The organism is Pseudomonas sp. W3I7, assembly GCF_030816095.1.
Classification (GTDB): domain Bacteria; phylum Pseudomonadota; class Gammaproteobacteria; order Pseudomonadales; family Pseudomonadaceae; genus Aquipseudomonas; species Aquipseudomonas salomonii.
This window is the reverse complement of the sequence record NZ_JAUSXP010000001.1, coordinates 1197928-1221670: the sequence shown is the minus strand read 5'-3', so window position 1 is coordinate 1221670 and position 23743 is coordinate 1197928. Positions and strand designations below refer to the sequence as shown.

Sequence of the window (23743 nt, the reverse complement as noted above, 5' to 3'; positions counted from 1 at the left end):
CTTGCTCGCGAATACGGTGGGTCAGCCAGCACATGCATTGACTGACTCGCCGCATTCGCGAGCAAGCCAGCTCCCACATTTTGATCTGCGTCAGGCGTTATTAGCGAGCGGCGCCCAGTTGGCCTTTCTCGTCGGAGAACACAATTTCCACCCGACGGTTCTGCGCGCGGCCGCGCTCTGAGGCGTTGGCCTCTACCGGGTACTGGTCACCGTAGCCCTCGACCTGGATGCGTTTTTCATCAATGCCCAGGTCCATCAGCACATCAGCCACCGATTGCGCACGGTCGCGGGACAGCTTGAGGTTTTCCTGCTCGCCGCCGGTGTTGTCGGTATAACCCTCGATGCGCACCACGCGCTTGGGGTTCAACTGCAGGAACTGCACGATCTTGAGCACGGTGCGGTTGGCCGAGTTTTGCAGCTCGGCGTCACCGGTGTCGAACAACACATCGCCCAACGTCATGACCAGGCCGCGATTGGTCTGGGTGGTGGTGAGGCTGGCGATTTGCTCTTCGAGCCACTTGCCTTGCTGCTGCACGCTGGCCAACTTGCTCTCACGCAAGGCCAATTGCAGGCGCTGGCGTTCCAGTTCGAGCTTGATGCCGCGCTCGGCGTTGAGCCCCTGCTCGGTGTGTTCGCGGGCGATTTCACTGTAGCGCTGGCTCAGGTAGGCGTAATGCACCACGTCGGGGCCGCTGCCCCAATAGCTGGACAAGCGATCGGCGCGGGCCAGGGACTCACCGGCACGAATCACGTCCTTGGGCGCAAAGCGCAGCACATTCGCGTCTTCCTTGACCTTCTGGAAGTCGTTGCCGGCCTGTTGCAGCGCTTGCTCGCTGTTGGGATGGCTGGCGCAACCGCCCAACGCCGCGCTAGCCAGCAGCAACGCACAGCTCAAACCACGGATCAGCGGGCTCATTGGGCTTCTCCCAGCTGCAATTGTTTGCGCAGTCGGGCGATGCGGGTGTTGAGCACGTTCAACTGTTCCTGGCTTTTGCGCGTCAATACCCGCGCTTCAGCCAGACGCGCGTCCAGCTCGGCCTGTTCGGCCTGCATGCGCGCATCCTTATAAGATTGGTCGGCCATGTCGGCCCGCGCTTTGGCGAACTTGTCTTCAGCCAGTTTCAGTTCAGGCGATTCATCGGTGCTGGCACCCACGGCATTGGCCTGTTCCAAGGCCTGCTGGGTGAGGCGTATTTGTTCATTCGGCGCAGGATCAGCTGCACATCCCGCCAGAGCGACAACGGCGAGGGCCGCGAAAAGAGGTCGAAGAGTCACTGAAAATCCTTACTTTGCTGGGGTGCCGACGGGTTGCTGCAATTGCGCTTTCCAGCGTTCGAGGTTGCGCTGCAAGGCGGCTTGCGCGACACCGGACGCGGGCAATTCTGTCATCTTTTTCGCCAGCTGTCCGCGCAGCCACGGATCGTTGCAGGCGGAGTTGTGGGAAATCGCCAGGTACAGGCCGGGCTGATCGACGGGTATTTCGCGGGCGACCAGGTCGTTGCTCATGCCCAGCGTCTGGGCCATGGCCATGCCCGAGTAACGCCCGGCCAGCACGTAGTCGACTTCACCCAACAGCAGTTTCTGGAACGCCGGAGTCAAGCTGGGCAGACGCTGCAGGCTCAGCTGCTGGCCGGCGAAGGTGTCGAAACCAGCGCTCAAGCGCGCACGCTCGGAGACCGCGCCTTTATGCCCGTGCAAGTCTTCAGCGCGGGTGTAGACCAGCGGCGAATCCTTGCGCGTCCATACCAGGTAGTCGATCTGCACCAACGCCGGGTGGATGTAATCGAGGGTTTCCAGCTCGCCGAGGTTCAGCGGCGCATCGGCGAGAATGTCCATGCGCCCACTGCGCACTTCATCCAGGGCCAGCGAACGTTTGCCGCCGTAGAGCAGGTCGATTTTAACGCCCAGGTCCTTGCCGACTTGTTGCAGTACATCGGCAGTGGCGCCGATCAGGTGCGTTGGGTCTTGAGGGTCGCGCCACAGCAACGGCGGCGCGTCCGGGCTGCCGGTGATCACCAGGCGATCACACTTGCCGGCGGCTGACGCAAGGCCGGGCAATAGCGACAAAACCAGCAATACGCGACGCAGATCCATGGCGCTTTCTCCGATATTCAAAAAAGCCGGGCAAAAAAAACCCGGTCACAAGACCGGGCTCTTTATAAGTGAAGCGGCTGGATTAGACCAGCTTCTCCAACTCGGGTACGGCTTCGAACAAGTCTGCCACCAGGCCGTAATCAGCCACCTGGAAGATTGGCGCTTCTTCGTCCTTGTTGATCGCAACGATCACTTTGGAGTCTTTCATACCGGCCAAGTGCTGGATCGCGCCGGAGATACCGACGGCGATGTACAGCTGTGGCGCAACGATTTTGCCGGTCTGGCCGACCTGCATGTCGTTGGGTACGAAACCTGCGTCGACGGCCGCGCGGGAAGCGCCGACCGCAGCGCCCAGCTTGTCGGCCAGGGCGTACAGGTGCTTGAAGTTGTCACCGTTCTGCATGCCACGACCGCCGGAAACGACGATTTTGGCAGCGGTCAGCTCAGGGCGATCCGACTTGGCCAGCTCTTCGCCAACAAAGCTGGAGGTGCCAGCGTCGTGGGCAGCGGAGACGGCTTCAACGGCAGCCGAACCACCTTCAGCGGCAACCGGATCGAAACCGGTGGCACGCACGGTGATGACTTTTACCGAAGCGTTGGACTGTACGGTGGCAATGGCGTTACCGGCGTAGATCGGGCGCTTGAAGGTGTCAGCGCTTTCGACCGAGATGATCTCGGAGATCTGGTCAACGTCCAGCTGCGCAGCAACGCGTGGCAGGATGTTTTTGCCGTTGGAAGTGGCGGCGGCCAGGATGTGGCTGTAGCCAGCGCCCAGCTCTGCAACCAGCGGGGCAACGTTTTCCGGCAACTGATGCGCGTAAGCAGCATTGTCAGCGTTCAGGACTTTGCTCACGCCCGCGATTTTCGCAGCGGCTTCAGCCACGGCGCCAGCGCCCTGACCTGCGACCAGCACGTGAATGTCGCCACCGATTTTGGCGGCAGCGGCCACGGTGTTCAGGGTAGCCGGAGCCAGCACCTTGTTGTCGTGTTCGGCGATTACGAGGATAGCCATGATCAGATCACCTTCGCTTCGTTTTTCAGTTTCTCGACCAATTCAGCCACCGACTTGACCTTGATGCCCGCGCTGCGTGCAGCCGGTGCTTCAACCTTGACGGTCTTGTTGGTAGAGGCGGTGGAAACGCCCAAAGCTTCTGGAGTCACCGACTCAAGCGGCTTCTTCTTGGCTTTCATGATGTTGGGCAGGGACGCGTAGCGCGGCTCGTTCAAACGCAGGTCGGTGGTGACGATGGCCGGCAGTTTCAACGAAACGGTCTGTGCGCCGCCGTCGATTTCACGGGTCACAGCGACGCTGTCGCCGCTCACTTCGACTTTGGAAGCGAAGGTGCCCTGGCCGTAACCGGTCAGCGCAGCCAGCATCTGGCCAGTCTGGTTGTTGTCGCTGTCGATGGCCTGTTTGCCGAGGATCAGCAGCTGAGGCTGTTCCTTGTCGACAACGGCTTTGAGCAACTTGGCAACGGCCAGGGAAGTCAGCTCTTCAGCCGACTCAACCAGGATGGCGCGGTCGGCGCCCAGGGCCAGGGCGGTACGCAGCTGCTCTTGAGCAGTGGTCGGGCCGATGGAAACCACCACGATTTCAGTCGCCACGCCTTTCTCTTTCAGGCGTACAGCTTCTTCCACAGCGATTTCGCAGAAAGGGTTCATCGACATTTTGACGTTAGCAAGGTCGACGCCGGAATTGTCCGCCTTGACGCGAACTTTCACGTTGTAATCGACAACGCGTTTGACAGCTACAAGAACCTTCATGGATTCCTCGTTACTCTCCGGTGAAAAGAAAGTCGCCTAGGCGAACCTGGCGGTTGATGCTCATCGGCACACAAGGGCACCTCCAAAAACGTCGGCGGATGACCTTGCTCACGGGAAATGATGACCGTTCGTCAGGGGTGACTGAGAGGTCATTCTTTATCGCAGCGTGTAAACTGCGCGCCATCGCTTGGGCGCGCGTCACCTGTCGTGCTTTTGGACGTGCTCTTGAAACCTGCTGTCTGCCTACGGTAAGCGCAAAACCGACCGTATATTGACCGGAACGCCTATTCTGGTCAATACGCCAAAATAGCCAGTCATAAGCCGCGTTGCTTTGATTTACCTAGCCTGCAAGCAATTCAAACAAACGTTTGTATTGGACGCTGCTAGTGGTGTAGATATAATGCGCCACCTAGAGAGAAAGGTGGGTCTTGCCGTTGTTGCAAGACGACACCGAACCTCCACCCATTAGAAAAAAAAGCCTGTTGAGCCTTGAGTAGGAGATAGCCTGTGGAACGCGAATACATGGAATTCGACGTGGTCATCGTCGGCGCTGGCCCGGCAGGCCTGTCTGCCGCCTGCCGACTGAAGCAGAAGGCCGCCGAAGCCGGTAAAGAAATCAGCGTCTGCGTGGTCGAGAAAGGCTCCGAAGTCGGCGCCCACATCCTCTCCGGTGCCGTGTTTGAACCACGCGCCCTGAACGAACTGTTCCCGGACTGGAAAGCACTCGGCGCCCCGCTCAATACCCCGGTAGTGCGCGATGACATCTATGTACTGCGCAGCCCCGACGCCTCCACCAAGGTGCCTGACTTCTTTGTGCCCAAGACCATGCACAACGAAGGCAACTACATCATCTCCCTGGGCAACCTGTGCCGCTGGCTGGCCCAGCAGGCCGAGAACCTGGGCGTGGAAGTCTACCCAGGCTTCGCCGCCCAGGAAGCGCTGTTCGACGAGAACGGCGTGGTGCGCGGGATCATCACCGGTGACCTCGGCGTCGACCGCGAAGGCCAACCGAAAGAAGGCGTCTACACCCCAGGCATGGAGCTGCGTGGCAAATACACGCTGTTCGCCGAAGGTTGCCGTGGCCACATCGGCAAGCAACTGATCCAGCGCTTCAACCTGGACAGCGACGCCGACGCCCAGCACTACGGCATCGGCCTCAAGGAAATCTGGGAAATTGACCCAGCCAAGCACCAGCCAGGCCTGGTGGTACACACCGCGGGTTGGCCGCTGGACATCATGAGCGCCGAGAACACCGGCGGCTCGTTCCTCTATCACTTGGAAAACAACCAGGTGGTCGTCGGCCTGATCGTCGACCTGTCCTACAGCAACACTTTCCTGTCGCCGTTCGATGAGTTTCAGCGCCTCAAGCACCACCCGGTGCTGGCCCAGTACCTGGAAGGCGGCAAGCGCATCAGCTACGGCGCGCGTGCCATCTGCAAAGGCGGCCTGAACTCGCTGCCGAAGATGGTCTTCAAGGGCGGCGCACTGATCGGTTGCGATCTGGGCACCCTGAACTTCGCCAAGATCAAAGGCAGCCACACCGCGATGAAGTCCGGCATGCTCGCCGCCGACGCCGTGGCCGACCGTCTGTTCGCCGAATCCGAAGGCGGTGACGAACTGACCGCTTACGTCGACAGCTTCAAGTCCAGCTGGCTCTATGAAGAGCTGTTCGCCAGCCGCAACTTCGGCCCGGCAATGCACAAGTTCGGCCCGATCATCGGCGCCGGCTTCAACTGGTTCGACCAGAACATCCTCGGCGGCAAAATGCCGTTCACCTTGCACGACACCAAGCCGGACTACGCCTGCCTGAAGCTCGCCAAGGACAGCAAGAAGATCGACTACCCCAAACCCGACGGCAAGCTGAGCTTCGACAAGCTGAGCTCGGTGTTCATCTCCGGTACCAACCACGAAGAAGAGCAGCCGTGCCACTTGAAGCTAAAAGACCCGAGCATCCCGATCGGCACCAACCTGCCGCTTTACGATGAGCCGGCGCAGCGCTACTGCCCGGCCGGCGTGTATGAAGTGATCACCAAGGAAGACGGCGAGAAGCGCTTCCAGATCAACGCCCAGAACTGCGTGCACTGCAAGACCTGTGACATCAAGGACCCTTCGCAGAACATCACGTGGGTGACGCCGGAAGGCGCGGGTGGGCCGACTTACCCGAATATGTAAGGCAGTTGCTTGAAAAATGAGGCCCCCACACGGGGCCTTTTTTATGAGCAGGAAAAGACCAATCGACTCGGTCAAATGTGGGAGCGGGCTTGCTCGCGAATGCGGTATATCAGTCACAGATATTTTGGCTGAACCACCGCATTCGCGAGCAAGCCCGCTCCCACATTTAGATTGTGTGTTGCCTGAAATAACTACGCCGCCCGCTCTTCACCGGGGTTACGCAAGAAGTAACGCTTATATTCCCGACTGAACTGCGACGTACTCTGGTACCCCACGTTGTGCGCCGCCTGCGCCACGCCCAAGCCCTCCACCAGCAGCAACTGCTGCGCCTTCAACAGCCGCAAGCGCTTCAAATACTGCACCGGCGACAACAGCGTGCAACGCTTGAAATGCTCGTGAAAGGTCGACGCACTCATATGCGCATACCCGGCCAATGTCTCAATGTTCAGCGGCTCGGCGTAATGGGCATGCAGGTGATGCAACGAGGTGGCAATACGTGAGAATTGCCCTTGTTGTTCCACCAAGGCACGCAGCACGTCCGCCTGTGGCCCGCGCAAGGCGGTAAACAACACTTCCCGGACCCGCGCCGGGCCCATGATCCGGCTTTCCAGCGGATCGTGCAGGCACTGCAGCAGCCGCTCGACGCTGCCGCGCATTGCATCATCGAGCATCACCGAACTCATGGATTCCAACGTCTGCGCCGTCGGCGGCGGCCCGGCCTGCATGCCCATGGCCATGACCAATTCACCCAGCACCACGCGATCAATCCCCACGGTGACCCCGTACAGCGGCGCGTCGGGCGCCATGGCAAAGGTCTCGCATTCGAACGGCACCGGCATCGCCTGGATCAGGTAATGCCCGGCGCCATACTCCAGTGTGCGCGGGCCCAGATAGGCGACTTTGCTGCCCTGGGCCACAAACATCAGGCTCGGCTCATAGATCTGCGGGCCGCGTGCCACGTCGCAACTGGCGCGCAATACCTTCACGCCGGGCAGGTTCGTCGGGGAGAAACCGTCGCAGGGCGTGAGGTCCTCAATCAAGGCAACCAGCGTGGCATTGGCATCGAGATGGCGGGTCAACAACATGGCAAAAAACTTCGTTAAAAAGGGATAAGAGCATCATCGCAGGTCTGAGCGCACATGAATCCAAACACAGGGCACTCCCGGACGAATAGGCATGAGGTTCGGAGCAATCGCCATAGCCGCATCCCGGCCCTGTGCGGAAAATGCGCCACCTCCCTAGTCAATTCTTTTGCGAGGTTTCTGCATGTACACCGCCATCGGTTATGCCGCCCAGTCGGCCACCACTCCCCTCGCCCCTATGTCTTTCGAACGCCGCAGCCCGCGCGCCGACGATGTAGCCATCGAGATTCTCTACTGCGGCGTGTGCCACTCCGACATCCACCAGGCACGCAACGAATGGGGCATCGCCGTGTACCCGCTGATGCCGGGCCACGAGATCGTCGGCAAAGTCACCGCCGTCGGCGCCAGCGTGACCGCGCACAAAGTCGGCGACCTGGTGGGCGTAGGCTGCATGGTTGATTCGTGCCGCCACTGCGACGCCTGCCATGCGGACCTTGAGCAATACTGCCTCGAAGGCCCGACCATGACCTACGCCACCCCGGACCGGGTAGATGGCAGCAACACCATGGGCGGCTACTCCGACAGCATCGTGGTCAGCGAACACTTTGTGGTGAAGATCCCGGCCAAGCTCGACCTGGCCAGCGCCGCGCCGATCCTGTGCGCAGGCATCACCACCTACTCGCCGCTCAAGCACTACGGCGTCAAGGCGGGCGACAAAGTCGGCGTGCTGGGCATGGGCGGCCTGGGCCACATGGGCATCAAGTTCGCCAAGGCCATGGGCGCGCAAGTGACGCTGTTCACCCGCTCCGCGAGCAAGGCTGAAGAAGGCCGTCGCCAAGGCGCCGACCACGTGATCGTGTCCACCGATGCCGAGCAGATGAAAGCCGCCGCTGGCAGCTTTGACTTCCTGCTGGACACCATTCCGGTGCAGCACGACCTGAACCCCTACCTCGACGTGCTGCGCTTTGACGGCGTGCATATCCTGGTCGGTTTGATCGAGCCGGTCGACCCGCCGGTGAACGCCGCCAAACTGGTGCTGGGCCGTAAAGTGCTGGCCGGCTCCTTGATCGGTGGCATTGCCGAAACCCAGGAAGTGCTGGATTTCTGCGCCGAGCATGGCATCACCTGCGACATCGAGATGCTCGATATCCGCCAGATCAACGAGGCTTACACCCGCATGATCGCCGGTGATGTGAAGTACCGCTTTGTCATCGACATGGCGACCTTGAAGGCCTGATCAGGCCTTCGCGCCCAACTCCGCTGACAGCCGCGCTGCGACCTGTTTGATCACAGGAATCAGCTCGGCCATCTTTTCCAGCGGCATGTAGGGCACGGTACTGGCGATGCTGATGCCGGCGACGATTCGCCGGCTGGCATCGCGCACCGGTGCCGCCACACAACGGATCGACGGTTCGTTGTCTTCCAGGTCGAACGCATACCCGCCCACCACGTATTCGCGCATGCGCTGCTCGAACTGCGCCCAGGATTGCTCCGGGTGCGACGGCCATTGCTGGCTCTTGCCCTCGGCGGGCAGGCTGGCTTCATACAGGCGTTGCCACTCCTGCACAGAGTCATCCAGCAACATTGCCTTGCCCACGCCGGTGCGCGCCAACGGCATGCGATGGCCGACTCGCGAGCGCATTTCCGGGCCGTAGCGGCCGGGGTTCTTGTGCAGGTAGAGCACGTCGTCGTATTCACGAATCGCCAAGTGGATGGTGTCGCCGGTCAATGCCGACAGCTCATCCAGATACGGCACCGCCAGGGTCACCAGCGGCAGTTCGTCACGGGCCTGAAAACCCAGTTCGATCAGCTTCGGCCCGAGCAGATAACCCACTTGCGGCACCACACGCAGGTAACGCTCCTCCACCAGGCAGCTGGCCAGGCGGTGGGTGGTGCTGCGGGTGGTGCCGATGCGCTTGGCGATCTCTTTCAAGTCGCGCGCACCCGCCGCCACCGCTTGCACCACGCCCAGGCCACGCAGCAGGGTCTGGGTGCCGGTGGGGGCGGCGTCTTTGACGGGGTTGTGGGCGTTTTCCTGCATATCGGGCCTATAAGTATGAAAGCGAGCGCATTATGGCAAATACCGCCCTGCTGAACAGAGGAGATCCACTGTGGGAGCTGGCTTGCCTGCGATAGCGGTGCATCAGCCTACAAATAATTAGCTGACCCACCGCTATCGCAGGCAAGCCAGCTCCCACATTTTGATCCTCATAAGGCCGGAGATTAACGTTGCTTCATGCGGTCGATGATGACCGCCAAGAGCAGGATCGAACCCCGAATCACATACTGGTAAAAAGTGTCGATGTTCTTCAGGTTCATCGCGTTCTCGATGATGGCCAGAATCAACACCCCGGCAATCACATGACGGATCATGCCGATACCACCACTCAACGACACACCGCCCAGTACACACGCCGAGATTACCGTCAGCTCAAAGCCCTGGCCGATCATCGGTTGGCCCGAGGTCATGCGTGAGGCGAGGATCACTCCGGCCAGTGCGCCGATCAAGCCGTGCACGGCAAAGATGATGATCTTGGTGCGGTCGACATTCACCCCGGCCAGCAACGCCGCTTCCTGGTTGCCGCCGATGGCCATGGTGTTGCGCCCATAGGTGGTGTAGTTGAGCAGCCAGCCGAAGAACACAAAGCACAACACGGTGATGATGATCGGCACCGGCACGCCCATCAGTTGGCCGTTGCCGAACACGAAGAAGCGTTCGTCCATCACACCGACGGCTTTGCCGTTGGAGAAGATATAGGCCAGCCCGCGCACGATCTGCATGGTCGCCAAGGTGGTGATCAAGGCGTTGATGCGCAACTTGGCGATGACGATGCCGTTGATCAGCCCTACCACCAGGCCCATGGCCAGGGCCGCCGACACGCCGAGCACCACGCTGTCGGTGTCGCGGATCACAATCCCTGCGACCACGCCGGCACAGGCAATCACCGAACCCACCGACAAGTCGAAGTGCCCCGAGGCCAGGCAGAACAGCATGGTGCACGCCGCAATGCCCACCGTCGAAATCGCCAGGCCCAGGCCGCGCATGTTCAGAGGTGACAGGAAGTTGTCGATAAACAACGCGCTGAGCACAAAGATGCTCAACGCGGCGAGCAGCATCACCCAGTCATCGAGAAATTTGCGTTGGTTGAAGCCCGGCCAAAAGCCCTTTGCAGTTTTTACCTGTGACATACCTATACCCTCGAATTCTTCAAGCCCGCGAACGCGGGAGAGCCAGTTGCAACAGCTTCGCTTCATCCGCCTGGTCGCGGGTCAACTCGCCAGTCAGCGCGCCTTCACTCATCACCAGGATGCGATCAGAGATGCCCATCACTTCCATCAGGTCGCTCGACACCACAATCACCGCAATGCCACTGGCCGCTAGGTTATGGATGATCTGGTAGATCTCCGACTTGGCGCCGATGTCGATGCCGCGTGTGGGCTCATCCAGCAGCAACACTTTCATCGGCATCGACAGCCAGCGGCCAAGAATGGCCTTCTGTTGATTGCCGCCGGACAGGTACATGATTTTCTGTTCGGCGTTCGGCGTTTTGACTTTCATGGCCGTGATTTGCTTGTCGGCATTGCCCTTCTCCCAGCCTTCACGCAACAGCCAGCCAAAGGTGGAATGCGCGCCACGCGCACTGATGTTGATGTTCTCGGCCACGCTGGACAGCGGGATGATGCCTTCCTTTTTACGGTCCTCCGGGCACAGCAGTACGCCGGCGGCGATGGCATCGCGTGGTGAATGCAGTTGCAGGGTTTGCCCCAACAACTCCAGCTGCCCGGCCGTTGCGCGTTCCAGGCCACTGAGCAAACGAAACAGCTCGGTACGCCCGGCGCCCACCAACCCGAAAAGGCCGAGAATCTCGCCCTTGTGCGCCTGCAGGCTGACCGCTTCGCGCAAGCCAGGCCCAAGCAACCCCTTGACCGTGAGTGCCACCTCCCCGCGCTCACGCGGGCGATAGTCATAGATATCCTGAATATCGCGCCCGACCATGCAGGTCACCAGCTGGTCGTGCGTCAGTGTGGCCATGTCGTCAAAAGTGCGCACATAACGGCCGTCCTTGAACACCGTCACCGCATCGCAAATACGGAACACTTCTTCCATGCGGTGCGACACATACAGCACCACTTTGCCCTCATCGCGCAGGCGGGTGATGATCGCCATCAAGCGGTCGATTTCCCGCGCCGACAAGCTGCTGGTGGGTTCGTCAAAAGCAATCACATGGGCACCACGGGACAACGCCTTGGCGATTTCCACCAGTTGACGCTGGCCCAGCGACAAGCGCCCGAGCTTCTCTTGGGGATCGATTTCATCGGCCAGGCCTTTAAGGCACGCCAACGCCTGCTTGCGCAGCTGGCCGCCGTTGACCACGCCGAAACGTGACGGCAAATGCCCGAGAAACAGGTTCTCGGCCACGGTCATTTCCGGCACCAGATGCAGCTCCTGGTGAATCACCGCCACGCCGTTGGCGATGCTGTCGGCAGCGTTCTTGAATGCCATGACCTGCTCGCCGATCTGCACCGTGCCGCTGCTGGGCGTGTAGGCACCGCCGAGAATCTTGAGCAGCGTGGACTTGCCCGCGCCGTTCTCACCCATCAGCGCGTGCACCGAGTGCGGCCGCGCTTCAAAGCTGATCTGCGCCAGCGCCTTGACCCCGGGAAACTCCTTGCCGATGCCGTTGAAACGCAACGCCGCGCCGGTCATTTCCACAGTCCGATTTTGCTCAACTCTTCCTTGAAGTTGGCGCGGGTGATCAGGGTTACGTTATCCAGGGCGGTGAACTTGGCAGGCTCGGTGCCTTTGGTGACCCACTCGAACATCGCCGTGGCGGTTTTGTAGCCGGATGCATCGGGGCTGAGCAGCATTGAGCCGTAGAAGCCGGTGTCGGTTTTCTTCAACTCTTCAATCGCATCAGTGCCGTTGATGCCGACGCCAATCACATTGGCCGCCTTGAAACCGGCGCTTTCGGTGGCGCGCACGCCGCCCAGCACGGTGCTGTCGTTCATGCCGCCGATGATCAGGTTTTTCGCGGTGCCCGGCAGCTTTACCAGCGCCGAGTTGGTGGCGTCCATGCTGCCTGGCACGTCGAGGGTTTTCTGTGCGCTGAACAGGATGTGGTCAGCGGGCAAGCCGGCAGCCTTGAGGCCTTCGACCGAACCGTCGGTGCGTTTCTTGCCGGTTTCCAGCTCGTCAAAGGTGTTGATGACGGCGTAGGTGTCCTTCCAGTCCCAGTTGCGCTGCTTGGCTTCGGCGGCCATGGCCTCGCCTTGTTTCTGGCCGATCTTGTAGGCATCAAGGCCCACATAAGGCACGTCCTCCATAGGCTTGCCCTTGGCATCGACAAACCGGTCATCCACCGCCAGCACTTTCAAGCCGTTGAGTTTGGCCTTGGCCATGATCGCAGGGCCGAGGGACACGTCCGGCGGGCAGATCACAAACCCCTTCGCGCCGTTGGCGGCGAGGGTGTCGATGGCGGACAAGGTTTTCTCGCCGTCGGGCACGGCGATCTTGATCACGGTGAAGCCCTGGTCCTTACCGGCCTTTTCGGCAAAGGCCCATTCGGTCTGGAACCAGGGCTCTTCGGCCTGCTTGACCAGGAAGCCGATCTTCACTTCTTCGGCCGCTGCAAAACCGCTGAAGGCTACCGCCAGCGCCACGGCGCCTAACGTCTTCTTGAACATGAACCACCTCTCTTGATTGTTGTTAGTTGTGGTACATCACGGAACGCCCGCCATCGATCATCAGGCAGGTTGCGTTGATAAAGGGCGCCTCGTCGGTGGCCAGGAACAGCGCCGTCATCGCCACCTCGACCGGTTGGCCGATGCGCTTGGGCGGGTGCAAATCGAAAGCGCGCTGGCGCTCGGCATGCGGGTCAGGGAAACCGTTCCAGTAATCGACGTTGAGCTGGGTTTCGATATAGCCCGGCGCGATGGCATTCACGCGGATGCCTTTGGGCGCGTATTCGATGCCCAGGGCGCGGGTCAAGCCGAGCAGGCCATGCTTGGCAACCGGATAGGGAAAGCAGCCGGGAATAATGTGGCTGGAATGGGTGGAGGCGATGTTGATGATGTTGCCGATGCCCTGCTCGATCATGTGCGGCAGCACAGTGCGGCAGCCGAACCAGGCGCCGTCGAGGTCGATGGCGAAGCAGCGGCGCCAGTCTTCGTCGGTCATCTGCAGCGGGTCACGGAACACGTTGACGCCCGCGCAGTTGATCAACACATCCACGCGACCAAAACGCTCGATGGCCACATTGACCAGCGCCTGCCATTGCTCTTTGGAGGTGATATCGACGCCCTGCGCAACGATTTCAGCGCCGCGTTCGCGCCAGTGGGCGGCGACATGCTCGACCTTTTCGGCCTGGATATCCGCAATCACCAGCCGTGCCTGCTGGGCCTGGAAGCAGGCGACGATCGCCTCGCCTATGCCTTGGGCGGCGCCGGTGATGATCACCACTTTGTTTTTCAGCCGCTCGCCATAGGTGGGTTCGGGCACGGCGGGTAATGACAACGGTTGGGGCTGCATCGCTTCACCTGTTTTATTTTTGGTAGTGAGTGCTGATGCCGCCGACTATAAACCCATCTTTTGAAATATCTCAATATATAAATTTGCATCCCATATAGTGAGACTTAACACAAAAAAAGTGGGAGCTGGCTCCCACAGTTGATCTCCAATGCTTTCAGCCCTGGGCAAAGTCGCGCAGTGCATTACCTTCCATGCGATAGCGCACCCACTCTTCCTGCGGCTGGGCGCCGATGGACTTGTAGAAGGCAATCGCCGGCTCGTTCCAGTCCAGCACGCTCCACTCGAAACGCCCGCAACCATTGTCGCAGGCGATCCTGGCCAGGTGGCGCAGGAGCTTCTTGCCCGCCCCGCCGCCGCGTTGCTCGGGGTTGATGTAGAGGTCTTCAAGGTACAGGCAGTTGCTGCCCAGCCAGGTGGAGTAACTGAAGAAGAACACCGCAAAGCCAATCGGCAGGCCATCCCGTGAGCAGATCAGGCCATGGGCGGTGGCGCCCTCGCTGAACAGGCTGCGCTCGATATCCACCACACTGGCGATCACTTCATGGCGGGCTTTCTCGTATTCGGCCAGCTCGGTGATGAAGGTCAGGATCTGCGCAGCATCGCTGGGCACGGCAGGGCGAATCTCGATGGTCATGGGCGGGCCTTGGGCAATGTCAAAGGCCACATACTAAGGCGCTTTGATGACTGATTGCAGTGCAATTTGATTACTCCGGCCACGCGTAAAGCAAGCACCACCAACCACAGAACAAACCCGGCGTGTGCGCATGGTAAACAGTTGGGCATAACGCTAATAACTGCACGCCAATAACCGCAAGGTCGCCCTATGCCCTCCACCGCTGCCGTGAATACCAAACTGTTCGCCCTGTTCTGCCTCGCCAGCTTCTTGCTGTCACTGTCCTACGGCTCGACGTTTTTGCTGTCGCTGCTGATTCATTCGCGCGGCGGCAATGAACACGACGCCGGCAGCGTAATCTCCATGGCGATGCTCAGCACGTTCGTGGCGGTGCTGTTCTGTGGGCACTTGGCCGATGCCGTCGGTGCGGCGCGCGCCATTGCGGGCATGGGCGTATTGCTGGTGGTGGCGTGCCTGGGGTTTGCCCTGACACCCGGGTTTGGCCTGGGGTTGATGCTGTTCGGTCTGTCCCTGGGGTTGGGCTGGGGCGTGTTCTACACCTTGGGGCCGATCATCGTGACGCTGCTGGTGCAACCGGCGCAGCGGGCCAAATATTTTGCGCTGCTGTCGGGCAGTATGTTGAGCGGGATCGGTGCCGGGCCCTTGCTCGGCCGCGCTGCCGGCGCGCTGGGCCTGCCGCTGACAGCGGCCTTCTATATTGCCGGAGTGGCCAGCCTGGTCGGCGTGCTGCTGTTCTGGCGAATGGGCGCCCACCTCAAACACCACGCGAATGCGCCCACTTCGAAGATTTCCTGGGCGTCGAGCCGCCGCGTGCTGTCATCCAAAGCCGCGTTTGCGATCCTGATGGTTGGCTTGGGCGGCTGTGTGTTTGGTGGGCTTTCATCGTTTCAGACCAGCTATGCCGCTGCGCATGGGTTGGACTATTCGCTGTTCTTCGGCGGCTTCCTGAGCGCCGCCATTACCAGCCGGCTATTGATCGCGGGCTACGTGGTCAAGCGCGATGCGTACTGGGCCGCCTGCGTGCTGTCCGGGATCATGCTCGGCTCGATCGCGCTGTTTGCGTTTGGCGTGAGTGGCAACCTCAGTTACCTGTTGGCAGCCGCCACGCTGGGCGTGGGTTATGGCCTGACGTATTCGGTGATCAATGGGCTGGTGGCCAATGAAGCGCCGCCCGGTACGACGTCACAAGCCTTGCTGCTGTTCAGCCTGGCGTACTTTGTCGGGGTGTTCGGCTTTCCGCTGCTGGCGGGCAAGCTCATCGTCGATTACGGCTTGCCGACGCTGCTGGCAAGTGTGCTGGGCGTGGCCCTGTTCAACTGGTTGATCACGGTGGCGCGATTGATCTGGCGCCAGCGTTCGGCACACAAAATCTTACAGGTGAGTTAAGACCGTTCGTCGCCATCAAGGCACGAACCGCAAACCGGGGCGGACCAATAAGGGGTAAGGACATTAATCATATGGAGACACCCCTCATGAAGAATTCCAAGTTTGCTGCCCTCGCCCTCACCGGCCTGCTGTCCGCCGCTTCGTTGAGTGCAGTTGCCGCCACTTCGTCCACCGGCCCGACCAACCCGGCTACCCAAGAGTCCCAGGACTCGATGGGCACAGGGGTGGAAACCAACGGTGGCGCGGTTATCGATAATGGCGCAGACCCTCGCACCAAAGGCGCCGACACCCAGCGCCAGGCACCGGCTGCCGTTGGTAACGGCAAAATGGGTCCAGGCGTCAATAGTCCAGGCGTTAACAATGAACCCAAAATCAACAAAGGCGATGACAGCAACATCCCGGGCGCTCCGAAACAGCCTGCGCCTTGATGCATCGATAGCCGCACCGACACCCGATCATTTCCCAGTGAAGAGGTACGCATGAACGTCGATAGAAACCTTGAAAAAGAAGTCCTCACCCGCCTGCTGCACGCCCACCCCAACGGCCTGGGCAAGGAGGTGCTGGATAACTACCGCGGCGAAAAAGAGGTCGCCAGTGTGCTGGCGTTTTTGCAGGACCGCGGGTTTATCAAGGATGGGCATGTGACCACCGACGACGCCGGTGAATACGCGTTGAACCTGCCGATCAAGCTGACCGCCTCGGGTGTGGATGAGGCGCGTAAGCTGGAAGGTCAAAGCACTGAGTAATCCATTTCTGGTCTGGCCCTGAAACTTGGGCCAGAAGGAGTTTTAGCGATGCCTCGTGGAAGCAAAGCCAAATACACCGCAGAACAGAAACGCAAGGCCGCTCATATCGAAAACAGTTATGAGCACAAGGGATTACCCAAGGAAGAAGCCGAAGCCCGAGCTTGGGCCACCGTCAACAAGCAGTCTGGTGGTGGTGAAAAACCCGGTGGATCAGGCCGTAGCCAGCCGCCGGAGAAGCAAGCCAAGGCACGCAGTGAGTCAGCCAAAAGGGCTGCTTCGAGCCGTGAAGGTCATTCACGCAACAGCAAGGCTTCATTGGGTACGCAAACCAAGGAAAGCTTGCTGAAGGAAGCGCGGGCCAAGGATATTCCAGGCAGGTCGAGCATGCGTAAGGATCAACTGGTCGAAGCGCTGCGCAAGGCTGGATGACGACGGTCTTCCAGATACAAAAACCCAATGTGGGAGCGGGCTTGCCCGCGATGGCGGTGTGTCGGCAGCCGATGTAGTAGCTGGCGCACCGCTATCGCAGGCAAGCCAGCTCCCACATTTTTATTCGGGTTTATTCAGCCAGCAATGCGTCGACTTCGGCACTGCCAGGCGACGTCGCCGGCCCCCAGCGCGTGACCGCCAACGCCGCCGCCGCGTTGGCTCGACGCGCCGCGACTGCGGGGGTTAATCCCTCGGCCAACCCGGCCAGGAACACCCCGGCATGGGCATCGCCCGCGCCGTTGCTGTCCACCGCCTGCACCTTGAAACCCGGTACATGCTCGGCCTTGCCGTGGCGACTCACCCAGCAGCCATTCGGCCCATCACGCACTACCAATAATGCTTCGGCCGGCAGGTGACGATTGAGTTCGCGCAGCGCTTCGGCCAGCGTACTGGCGCCGCTGAACGCCAGGGCTTCCGGGCCATTGCTGGTCCAGATATCGATACGCGGCAGCAAGGCAACCATCAAGGCCGAATCCGGCGCCTTGACCAACGGCCCCGGATCGAACACCACGGTGATCTCCCGTGGCAGCACCAGCAACCACTCGAGCAGCGCCTGGGCCTTGCCTTCGAGCAACAGGCTGTAGCCGCTGACGTAGACATAGTCGTCTGCGCGCGGCACCACGCCTGCCAGGTCCTCGGCGCTCAAATCCCCTTCAGCGCCGATATGCGAAATGAACGTGCGCTCGGTGCTGGCTTCGGTGAGCGACACGCACAAACCGGTGTCCTTGCCCTCGCTGGCCGCCTGGGCCATCTCCACGCCTTCGGCCTGCATGGCCGCGCGTGCCAGATCGCCGAAACGCCCGCTGCCATGGCGGCCAAGGTAAACCACCGGCAAACCATTACGCCGGGCGGCAGCCATCACGTTGAAGCCCCCGCCGGCTTCGAAACTGGCGGATTTTGCCAGCACGTCGCCGCCGGTTGCAGGCAGTGTATCGAGGGCCATGACCAGGTCGACGATGACCTGGCCGGTATGCAGCAGTCTAGACATTAGCGCGCTCTACCAAAGCCGGACGACGGTCAGCTGCGCCGCCCAGTACCGCATAAATCCCGCCGGCCACCAGGAAGGTGACGATCCAGCCGAGGCCGTTGTGGCCCAGCCAGGAGTCGGACAAAGGCCCGGCGAACCAGATGTTCTCGGCGGTGGTGCCGATGGTGGTGAAGCTGAAACCCAGCACGATCGCCACGGCCCAGGCGCCGAATGCACGCCATTCCACACCGCCGCGATACCAGTAGGCGCTGCTCGGGCTTACGTCCAGCAGGTCTTTGGGGCTGTAGTAGTGACGGTGAATCAGGTCGACCACAAAGATCCCCACCCAAGCGGTGATGGGCACGGCCAGCAGTGAGATGAAGGTGATGAACGGGCCGTAGAAACTGTCCGCAATCAACATGAAGTAGATGGAGCCGGCGAAGATCGCCACGATGTCGACGATCACGGCATGCACGCGTTTGACCTTAAGGCCCAACGTCAGCGTAGTGAGGCCCGCCGAGTACACCGAGAGATTGTTGGAGAGCAGCAGCCCGCCGAACGCAGTGATCAAGTACGGCACTGCCATCCAGGTCGGCAGCATGTCGCGGATCGCGATGATCGGGTCGGTGGCCGACGCCAGGTCATTGTTGCCCACCGACAGCAGGCCGCCGAGGGTGATCAACAACACCAGCGGAATGCCCGCACCAAACGCGGCAGACGCCACCAGACGCACGGCCTTGACGCTGCGGTGCTGGTAGCGCGACATGTCGGCACCGGCGTTGGCCCAGCCAATACCGGTACCGGCGGCCATGGTGCCGACACCGATGATCATGGCGCTCAGTGGCGCCGGAGTGGCGTTGAACACCGCGCTCCAGTCGATGGTGGCACAGAGGAAGCCGCCCACCAGGATATTCAACGCGCCGAACACGTAGGTAGCCCACTTCTGGATCACCAGCAAGGTGGCGTGGCCTAGGCCGGATACGGACAAGGTCAGCAGCACGAAAATGGCGATAAAGATCAGCGTGAGCACCGGTGCGCTTTTGGCTTCGACCGGCGAGCCGAACAGGATCGAACACAACGACAGCAGCACAAAGGCAGCGGTGGTGGTGTTGACGGTTTCCCAGCCCAGCCGCGACATCAGCGAGACCAGCGTGGGGCCGATATTGCCGCGCACACCGAAGATGGCGCGCGACAGCGTCAGGCTCGGCGCACGGCCGCGACGGCCGGCAATCGAGATGATGCCCACCACGGCAAAGGAGCCGGCGGCGCCGAGGATCGCCACAATGATCGCCTGCCAGATCGCCAGGCCACGGAACGCCACCAGGGTCGCGCCGAGCGGCAAGCCAAGGATGCTGATGTTAGCCGCGAACCACACCCAGAACAGTTGCAGCGGATGCCCATTGCACTCGCCTTCGGGGACCGGTTCGATGCCGCGTGTTTCCAATTGCCCGGCGCTTTGGCCGGAAGAAGTGCTGCTCATGAGGGGTGCTCCTGGTGCCTGTATTGTTGTGGTTGTGGCAGATAGTCAAAGCTTTAATCGGTCGTCCTGACTCAAACACGATTTAATGTGGGAGCTGGCTTGCCTGCGATAGCGGTCTTTCAGTGAGTGCATCAGTGGCTGGCACACCGTTATCGCAGGCAAGCCAGCTCCCACATGTTTGCTTAGTGGTGTTCAGCGCAATGGCAGCAGCCCTTGAACCAACGCCTGCAAATCCAGGCCATTGACCTGCTTGACCTGCTCAATCATCGCCTCAGGCCAGCACTGCATGCCCAGGCACGCGCCCAACATCGCGCCCAGCATGGCGGCAATGGTGTCGGTGTCGCCGCCAAGGCTGGCCGCCAGGCACAGCGCCTCAAAAGCATTCATGTCGCCCACCGCCACTTGCTGGGCGAGGGCAAAGGACACCACGACCGACTCTTGGGAGGCGACGGAGGTGCCGATCAGTTCGTAAAGCAGGTCGGCAAACAGGGCTTTATCGCCGCTGCCGACGCTCAAGGTGCGCGCCCAACTGATGCGTGTGGAAATCCGCCCACCGGCAACCCAGTGGCCATGGCCTTCGGCCTGCTGCGCGAGCTGGGTGCCGATGTTCAGGGCCTCGCCCAAATCCACACCGTTGATACCCGCCGAAACCACCGCAGCAACTGCCGCCGCGCTGGAGATACCCAGGTTGGTGTTATGGGTGACCTGGCAGGCCTGGATCACCGCCTGGATAAACCGCGCCGGGTCGCTGACGTCGGCGGCAATGCCGACCGGCGTAATGCGCATCGCGGCGCCATTGGTGGTGCCGTAGCGCCCGGATTCTTCCGGGGTGTGGCCGGCGAGGATCATGTCGATCGCACGTTTGGTCGATGGCCCCAGCAAGTCCTGGGAGCCTTTGGCGCGCATCGCCGCTTCCCAGTCGATCAGGCGCTGGGCGAGCACCGTGGGTTCGATTTTGCCCTGGCCTTGCACCAGCAACTCACCCACCAGAATCGCCTGCTCGGTGTCATCGGTGATGGAGCCTGCCGGCATGTTCGGCGCGATGGGTTGGTCGGCGTCGGCGTCTTCCAGAGCGGTGATGGCCCCGAAGCGCTGCTGCACCTGCTCGCGGCTCAACGACTGGGTGGGCATGCCCAATGCATCGCCCAGGGCCAGGCCGTAGAAGGCACCGAGGGCGCGATTTTGCGCGTTCATTTCGAAGCTCCAAACTGCAGGTGCAGGCGAAAGTGCAAAGGGTCGAGCAGGCTTTCGACATGCTCCATGAGACGCTCGCGGCGATCGTAGGTAGTGCGCGTGGCTTTGAGAAACACCGTACCGGCTGGGCGGCCTAGCAACTCGGCGTCTTCATCGCTGAGAGGCTCGGCACCGATCCATTGATCGCCTTCGGCACCCACGTAACCGTAGGCGGCCAGGGTGATGGTGAGGGAATTATCAATCAGGCCAACGCGCGGCAAGCTTTCCAGGCCGCCGGTGGCGGGCATCAACGAACGCTCGAGGGACACGGCGGTGCCATCGGGGGTGCGCCGACGTCGGTCGAGGGCGATAAATTGGTCGCTGCCAAAACGGCTGAGCAGGTCCGGTCGTGTCACGGCTTCCAGGCGCAGGGTGTCGGTGATGACCAATGCGCCAGTATCGGCCAGCGCCTGTGCCCAACCGCTGCGTTGGTCGAGCACCATGCCGTCAAAGGTGACGATGGAGCCGACCCCGCTCTGCGTGGCGATGTAGTTGCGCCGTTTGAGCTCAGCCAGGGCTTCGCGCAAGGTGCCACGGCTGACCGCAAACTCCTCGGCCAGTTGATGCTCGCCCGGCAAAAGGAAACCGTCGGCCATCACTCCACCTTCGATACGGCGGATGAGCTCGTCGACGACGCGTTTTTTCTTATCAAATCGGACATGTCTAATCATGTACAAATTGATAACCGAAAGCGCCCGATCTCAGCAAGCAAAATTATTTCAGGGTGATGAAAAAATCGGCCTCAGGGCTCCAGACCAATACGGAAAAACTCCCCGCCGCTCCATACGCCAAGCCAGTTCTGACCGTTGATCGGACGGCTGACCGCCAACTCGACCAATTGGTAAAACACATTGCGATGCACAAGGGCTTCGAGGTTGGTGCGCACTCGCAGGTAAGGCGCGGGTTCTTGGGTGATCGGGTCGATCACCACGCGCAAGGGGTGTTCAAGGCCCGCTTCAATGTCCTCGTCGACATTGGTGGTAAAGCGCAGCACCTGGCTTTCGCCCTGCCCTTCGACTTCCAGCGTTACCGCGACAAAAGGCGCATCATCGACGCTGATACCGACCTTTTCCACGGGAGTCACCAGAAAATAATCATCGCCATCGCGGCGAATGATGTTGGAGAACAGCTTGACCATCGGCTTACGCCCGATCGGCGTGCCCTGGTAAAACCAGGTGCCGTCACGGGCGATGCGCATGTCGATGTTGCCGCACAAATCCGGGTTCCACAGGTGTACCGGCGCCGGCCCTTTGCCCTTGGGCAGTTGGGCCAATAGATCATTGGCCTTGGCGGAATCGGTCATAGGGTTCTCCTCTGGATGTTTACTGATCACCCATCCCCAACAGGCCGCGGGCGTATTGGGCCAGCGGGCGGGCAATCAAGTCTTCTGGCTTGGTGTCGTGGAACGTCAGTAAACCGCCACGACTGCGAATGCGTGCAGTATCAATCAAATACTGGGTGCTGGTCTCGATCAACATGATCTGAATCACGCCGTTGTCCAGGCCAACACGATCCAACGCTTGCTGGTCGGTCCACTCATCGGCATTGCCGATTCGGTCATCGGCTGCCGCAAAGCGGCAATACAGCAGGTAGTGAGCGCCCGCGGCACGGGCTTCGGCCATGGCCTGTTCGAGGCCTTCCGGCTTACGGGCGCGACGTACCATAGGGAAATATTCGACAAAGCCGTTGAAGGCCTCCTCGGCCACCACGTTGGGACGTGGATAGGCGCTGCCGGGCGGCACAAAGGCGCCCTGGGCGATAAACACAAAGGAATCCGGCTGTATGCGCACCGAGGCAGTACGGCGGGTATCACTGTGGTCCAGCAGCCCGGCGTCGCTCATCTGATAGCGGGTGCCTTCGGCCATATCGCTGACGGTCATGCAGCCACTCAGCGCCACTGACGCCAGCAACAAAACCAGACTACGCATCCTAATCCTCCAGAAGCCGGTGACGGAAAACCGGCGAATGGGCACTTAATGCAGAATCCGCGCCATTCAAGAAGGGTGCATAACCAAATGTGGGAGCTGGCTTGCCTGCGATGCAGACACCTCGGTCCTTCAGCAAGACTGAGGTGATGCTATCGCAGGCAAGCCAGCTCCCACAAAAAGCCTGCTCCCACATTCGATTGTGTACGGTGTTAGCCGCCGATGATCTTCATGACCGTGGCGCCGCCGGAGAAGGCCACTTCCTGCTTGTCGCCCAGGGCCTTCATCAACAGCCCTTGCAAGGCCGGCAGTGCCTGATGGCGCGGTTGGTCCAGCAGGTCGCCCACATAGTGGCGGTTGCTCGACGACAAACAGCCATGTAACCAACCGGTCGACGACAAGCGCAGGCGCGAGCAGGTGCGGCAGAACGGCACGCTTTCATTCGCGATTACGCCAAAGAAGCCTTTGCCCGGCACTTCGTAGCGCACTGCCGTGGCATCAATCGGCGCGTTGGCTTGCAGGTATTCGTGATGCTCGCCGATCAGGCTGAGCAGTTGTTGCAGGCTGACGAACTGCTGCAAAAACGCGTTGGAGTCCTTGGCCAGGTGGCCCATGCGCATCAGTTCGATAAAGCGCAGCTCGTAGCCACGCTCCAGGCAGTAGTCGAGCAGTGGCATCACCTGGTCGAGGTTCTGCCCGCGCAACGGCACCATATTGACTTTGATCTTGATGCCAGCAGCGCGGGCCTGGTCCATGCCATCGAGCACGGTGGCCAGGTCGCCACCACGGGCGATGCTGCGGAAGGCGTCAGCATCCAGGGTATCGAGGGACACGTTGATGCGCCGAATACCCGCGTCGACCAGCAGTGGCAACTTGCGCGTAAGCAGTTGGCCATTTGTGGTCAGGCTGATATCACTCAGGCCCATGCCGCCCACGGCGCCCATGAAGGCTTCCAGCTTGGGGCTGACCAACGGTTCACCGCCGGTGATGCGCAAGCGCTCGATGCCGGCCGCTTCGATCAGGTAGGCAACGCCGCGCGCCATGGCCTCGGCCGAGAGTTCGTCCTGGGCAGCCACCAGCCGCTTGCCGTTGGGCACGCAGTAGGTACACGCGTAATTGCAGGCTGAGGTCAGGCTGATCCGCAAATTGCGAAATCGCCTGCCTTGACGATCAACGATCATGGAACACTCCGGCAGAGGATGGTTCAGGCGCGCTAAAAGCTGACTGAAAAATCAGCTTTAA

25 protein-coding genes are annotated in these 23743 nt (G+C 60.8%); 6 read left to right on the top strand and 19 right to left on the bottom strand.

From position 1 onward, the window contains the following. Positions 1-100 precede the first annotated feature (100 nt). The 5 genes from QF043_RS05800 to QF043_RS05780 all read right to left on the bottom strand — a co-directional run bounded on the left by QF043_RS05800 (position 101) and on the right by QF043_RS05780 (position 3858). Positions 101-916 (bottom strand): OmpA family protein, encoded by an 816-nt coding sequence (locus QF043_RS05800; protein ID WP_307417791.1) that lies wholly within the window; start codon positions 914-916, stop codon positions 101-103. Next, the gene (locus tag QF043_RS05795; protein ID WP_017138337.1) at positions 913-1275 is read right to left on the bottom strand and encodes a DUF4398 domain-containing protein; all 363 of its coding nucleotides are present in this window, start codon (positions 1273-1275) and stop codon (positions 913-915) included. Before QF043_RS05795 ends, QF043_RS05800 begins: the two co-directional genes overlap by 4 nt. Positions 1276-1284: 9 nt before the next feature. Beyond that, positions 1285-2094, bottom strand: a complete 810-nt coding sequence (locus QF043_RS05790; RefSeq protein ID WP_307417789.1) for an ABC transporter substrate-binding protein — start codon at positions 2092-2094, stop codon at positions 1285-1287. A gap of 82 nt (positions 2095-2176) precedes the next feature. Beyond that, positions 2177-3106, bottom strand: coding sequence for an electron transfer flavoprotein subunit alpha/FixB family protein (locus QF043_RS05785; protein ID WP_056861617.1), 930 nt, complete (start codon positions 3104-3106; stop codon positions 2177-2179). Between the two features lie 2 nt (positions 3107-3108). Beyond that, positions 3109-3858 carry an electron transfer flavoprotein subunit beta/FixA family protein gene (locus QF043_RS05780; RefSeq protein ID WP_307417788.1) on the bottom strand — a complete coding sequence of 250 codons (750 nt, stop codon included), beginning with the start codon at positions 3856-3858 and terminating at the stop codon, positions 3109-3111. 507 nt (positions 3859-4365) lie between these two features. On the opposite strand from QF043_RS05780, the gene QF043_RS05775 reads away from it, so the two are divergent. Next, positions 4366-6030 carry an electron transfer flavoprotein-ubiquinone oxidoreductase gene (locus QF043_RS05775; protein WP_307417787.1) on the top strand — a complete coding sequence of 555 codons (1665 nt, stop codon included), beginning with the start codon at positions 4366-4368 and terminating at the stop codon, positions 6028-6030. A gap of 191 nt (positions 6031-6221) precedes the next feature. Here QF043_RS05775 and QF043_RS05770 read toward each other — a convergent pair whose 3' ends face one another. After that, positions 6222-7115: an AraC family transcriptional regulator gene (locus QF043_RS05770; protein WP_307417786.1), complete on the bottom strand. Its 894-nt coding sequence runs from the start codon at positions 7113-7115 to the stop codon at positions 6222-6224. Between the two features lie 181 nt (positions 7116-7296). On the opposite strand from QF043_RS05770, the gene QF043_RS05765 reads away from it, so the two are divergent. Next, positions 7297-8349, top strand: coding sequence for an NAD(P)-dependent alcohol dehydrogenase (locus QF043_RS05765; protein ID WP_307417785.1), 1053 nt, complete (start codon positions 7297-7299; stop codon positions 8347-8349). On the opposite strand, the gene QF043_RS05760 is transcribed toward QF043_RS05765, so the two are convergent. The 6 genes from QF043_RS05760 to QF043_RS05735 form a co-directional block, all read right to left on the bottom strand. Further along, the gene (locus QF043_RS05760; RefSeq protein ID WP_065929302.1) at positions 8350-9153 is read right to left on the bottom strand and encodes an IclR family transcriptional regulator; all 804 of its coding nucleotides are present in this window, start codon (positions 9151-9153) and stop codon (positions 8350-8352) included. It abuts the gene before it with no gap. Positions 9154-9335: 182 nt separating this feature from the next. Next, positions 9336-10301, bottom strand: coding sequence for an L-arabinose ABC transporter permease AraH (gene araH, locus QF043_RS05755; RefSeq protein ID WP_056861621.1), 966 nt, complete (start codon positions 10299-10301; stop codon positions 9336-9338). A gap of 19 nt (positions 10302-10320) precedes the next feature. After that, a complete protein-coding gene (gene araG, locus QF043_RS05750) occupies positions 10321-11820 on the bottom strand; it encodes an L-arabinose ABC transporter ATP-binding protein AraG (protein ID WP_307417784.1) in 1500 nt (499 codons plus the stop codon). Beyond that, positions 11817-12797, bottom strand: coding sequence for a substrate-binding domain-containing protein (locus QF043_RS05745; RefSeq protein WP_307417783.1), 981 nt, complete (start codon positions 12795-12797; stop codon positions 11817-11819). Before QF043_RS05745 ends, araG begins: the two co-directional genes overlap by 4 nt. Positions 12798-12819: 22 nt before the next feature. Continuing rightward, on the bottom strand, positions 12820-13641 hold the full coding sequence (locus QF043_RS05740) for an SDR family oxidoreductase (RefSeq protein WP_307417782.1): 822 nt from the start codon (positions 13639-13641) through the stop codon (positions 12820-12822). A 154-nt stretch (positions 13642-13795) separates the two neighbouring features. Then, a complete protein-coding gene (locus QF043_RS05735) occupies positions 13796-14275 on the bottom strand; it encodes a GNAT family N-acetyltransferase (RefSeq protein ID WP_099486893.1) in 480 nt (159 codons plus the stop codon). A gap of 189 nt (positions 14276-14464) precedes the next feature. On the opposite strand from QF043_RS05735, the gene QF043_RS05730 reads away from it, so the two are divergent. From QF043_RS05730 to QF043_RS05715, 4 genes are all read left to right on the top strand, one after another. After that, positions 14465-15661 carry an MFS transporter gene (locus tag QF043_RS05730; RefSeq protein ID WP_307417781.1) on the top strand — a complete coding sequence of 399 codons (1197 nt, stop codon included), beginning with the start codon at positions 14465-14467 and terminating at the stop codon, positions 15659-15661. A gap of 86 nt (positions 15662-15747) precedes the next feature. Continuing rightward, positions 15748-16089 (top strand): hypothetical protein, encoded by a 342-nt coding sequence (locus QF043_RS05725; RefSeq protein WP_307417780.1) that lies wholly within the window; start codon positions 15748-15750, stop codon positions 16087-16089. A 51-nt stretch (positions 16090-16140) separates the two neighbouring features. After that, positions 16141-16407 (top strand): hypothetical protein, encoded by a 267-nt coding sequence (locus QF043_RS05720; RefSeq protein WP_307417779.1) that lies wholly within the window; start codon positions 16141-16143, stop codon positions 16405-16407. A gap of 48 nt (positions 16408-16455) precedes the next feature. Continuing rightward, positions 16456-16836 (top strand): termination factor Rho, encoded by a 381-nt coding sequence (locus QF043_RS05715; protein ID WP_307417778.1) that lies wholly within the window; start codon positions 16456-16458, stop codon positions 16834-16836. A gap of 130 nt (positions 16837-16966) precedes the next feature. On the opposite strand, the gene QF043_RS05710 is transcribed toward QF043_RS05715, so the two are convergent. From QF043_RS05710 to QF043_RS05680, 7 genes are all read right to left on the bottom strand, one after another. Continuing rightward, positions 16967-17884, bottom strand: coding sequence for a PfkB family carbohydrate kinase (locus QF043_RS05710; protein WP_307417777.1), 918 nt, complete (start codon positions 17882-17884; stop codon positions 16967-16969). Next, a complete protein-coding gene (locus tag QF043_RS05705; RefSeq protein ID WP_017138354.1) occupies positions 17877-19343 on the bottom strand; it encodes a cytosine permease in 1467 nt (488 codons plus the stop codon). The genes QF043_RS05710 and QF043_RS05705 overlap by 8 nt, the downstream gene beginning before the upstream one ends. Positions 19344-19535: 192 nt before the next feature. After that, on the bottom strand, positions 19536-20537 hold the full coding sequence (locus QF043_RS05700) for an ADP-ribosylglycohydrolase family protein (protein ID WP_307417776.1): 1002 nt from the start codon (positions 20535-20537) through the stop codon (positions 19536-19538). Beyond that, positions 20534-21247 (bottom strand): GntR family transcriptional regulator, encoded by a 714-nt coding sequence (locus QF043_RS05695; RefSeq protein WP_307417774.1) that lies wholly within the window; start codon positions 21245-21247, stop codon positions 20534-20536. The genes QF043_RS05700 and QF043_RS05695 overlap by 4 nt, the downstream gene beginning before the upstream one ends. 71 nt (positions 21248-21318) lie before the next feature. Beyond that, on the bottom strand, positions 21319-21879 hold the full coding sequence (locus tag QF043_RS05690; protein ID WP_307417772.1) for a DUF1285 domain-containing protein: 561 nt from the start codon (positions 21877-21879) through the stop codon (positions 21319-21321). A gap of 19 nt (positions 21880-21898) precedes the next feature. Further along, positions 21899-22504 carry a DUF4823 domain-containing protein gene (locus tag QF043_RS05685; protein WP_307417771.1) on the bottom strand — a complete coding sequence of 202 codons (606 nt, stop codon included), beginning with the start codon at positions 22502-22504 and terminating at the stop codon, positions 21899-21901. Between the two features lie 209 nt (positions 22505-22713). Beyond that, positions 22714-23682, bottom strand: coding sequence for a GTP 3',8-cyclase MoaA (locus tag QF043_RS05680; RefSeq protein ID WP_056861634.1), 969 nt, complete (start codon positions 23680-23682; stop codon positions 22714-22716). Between the last annotated feature and the right edge of the window lie 61 nt (positions 23683-23743).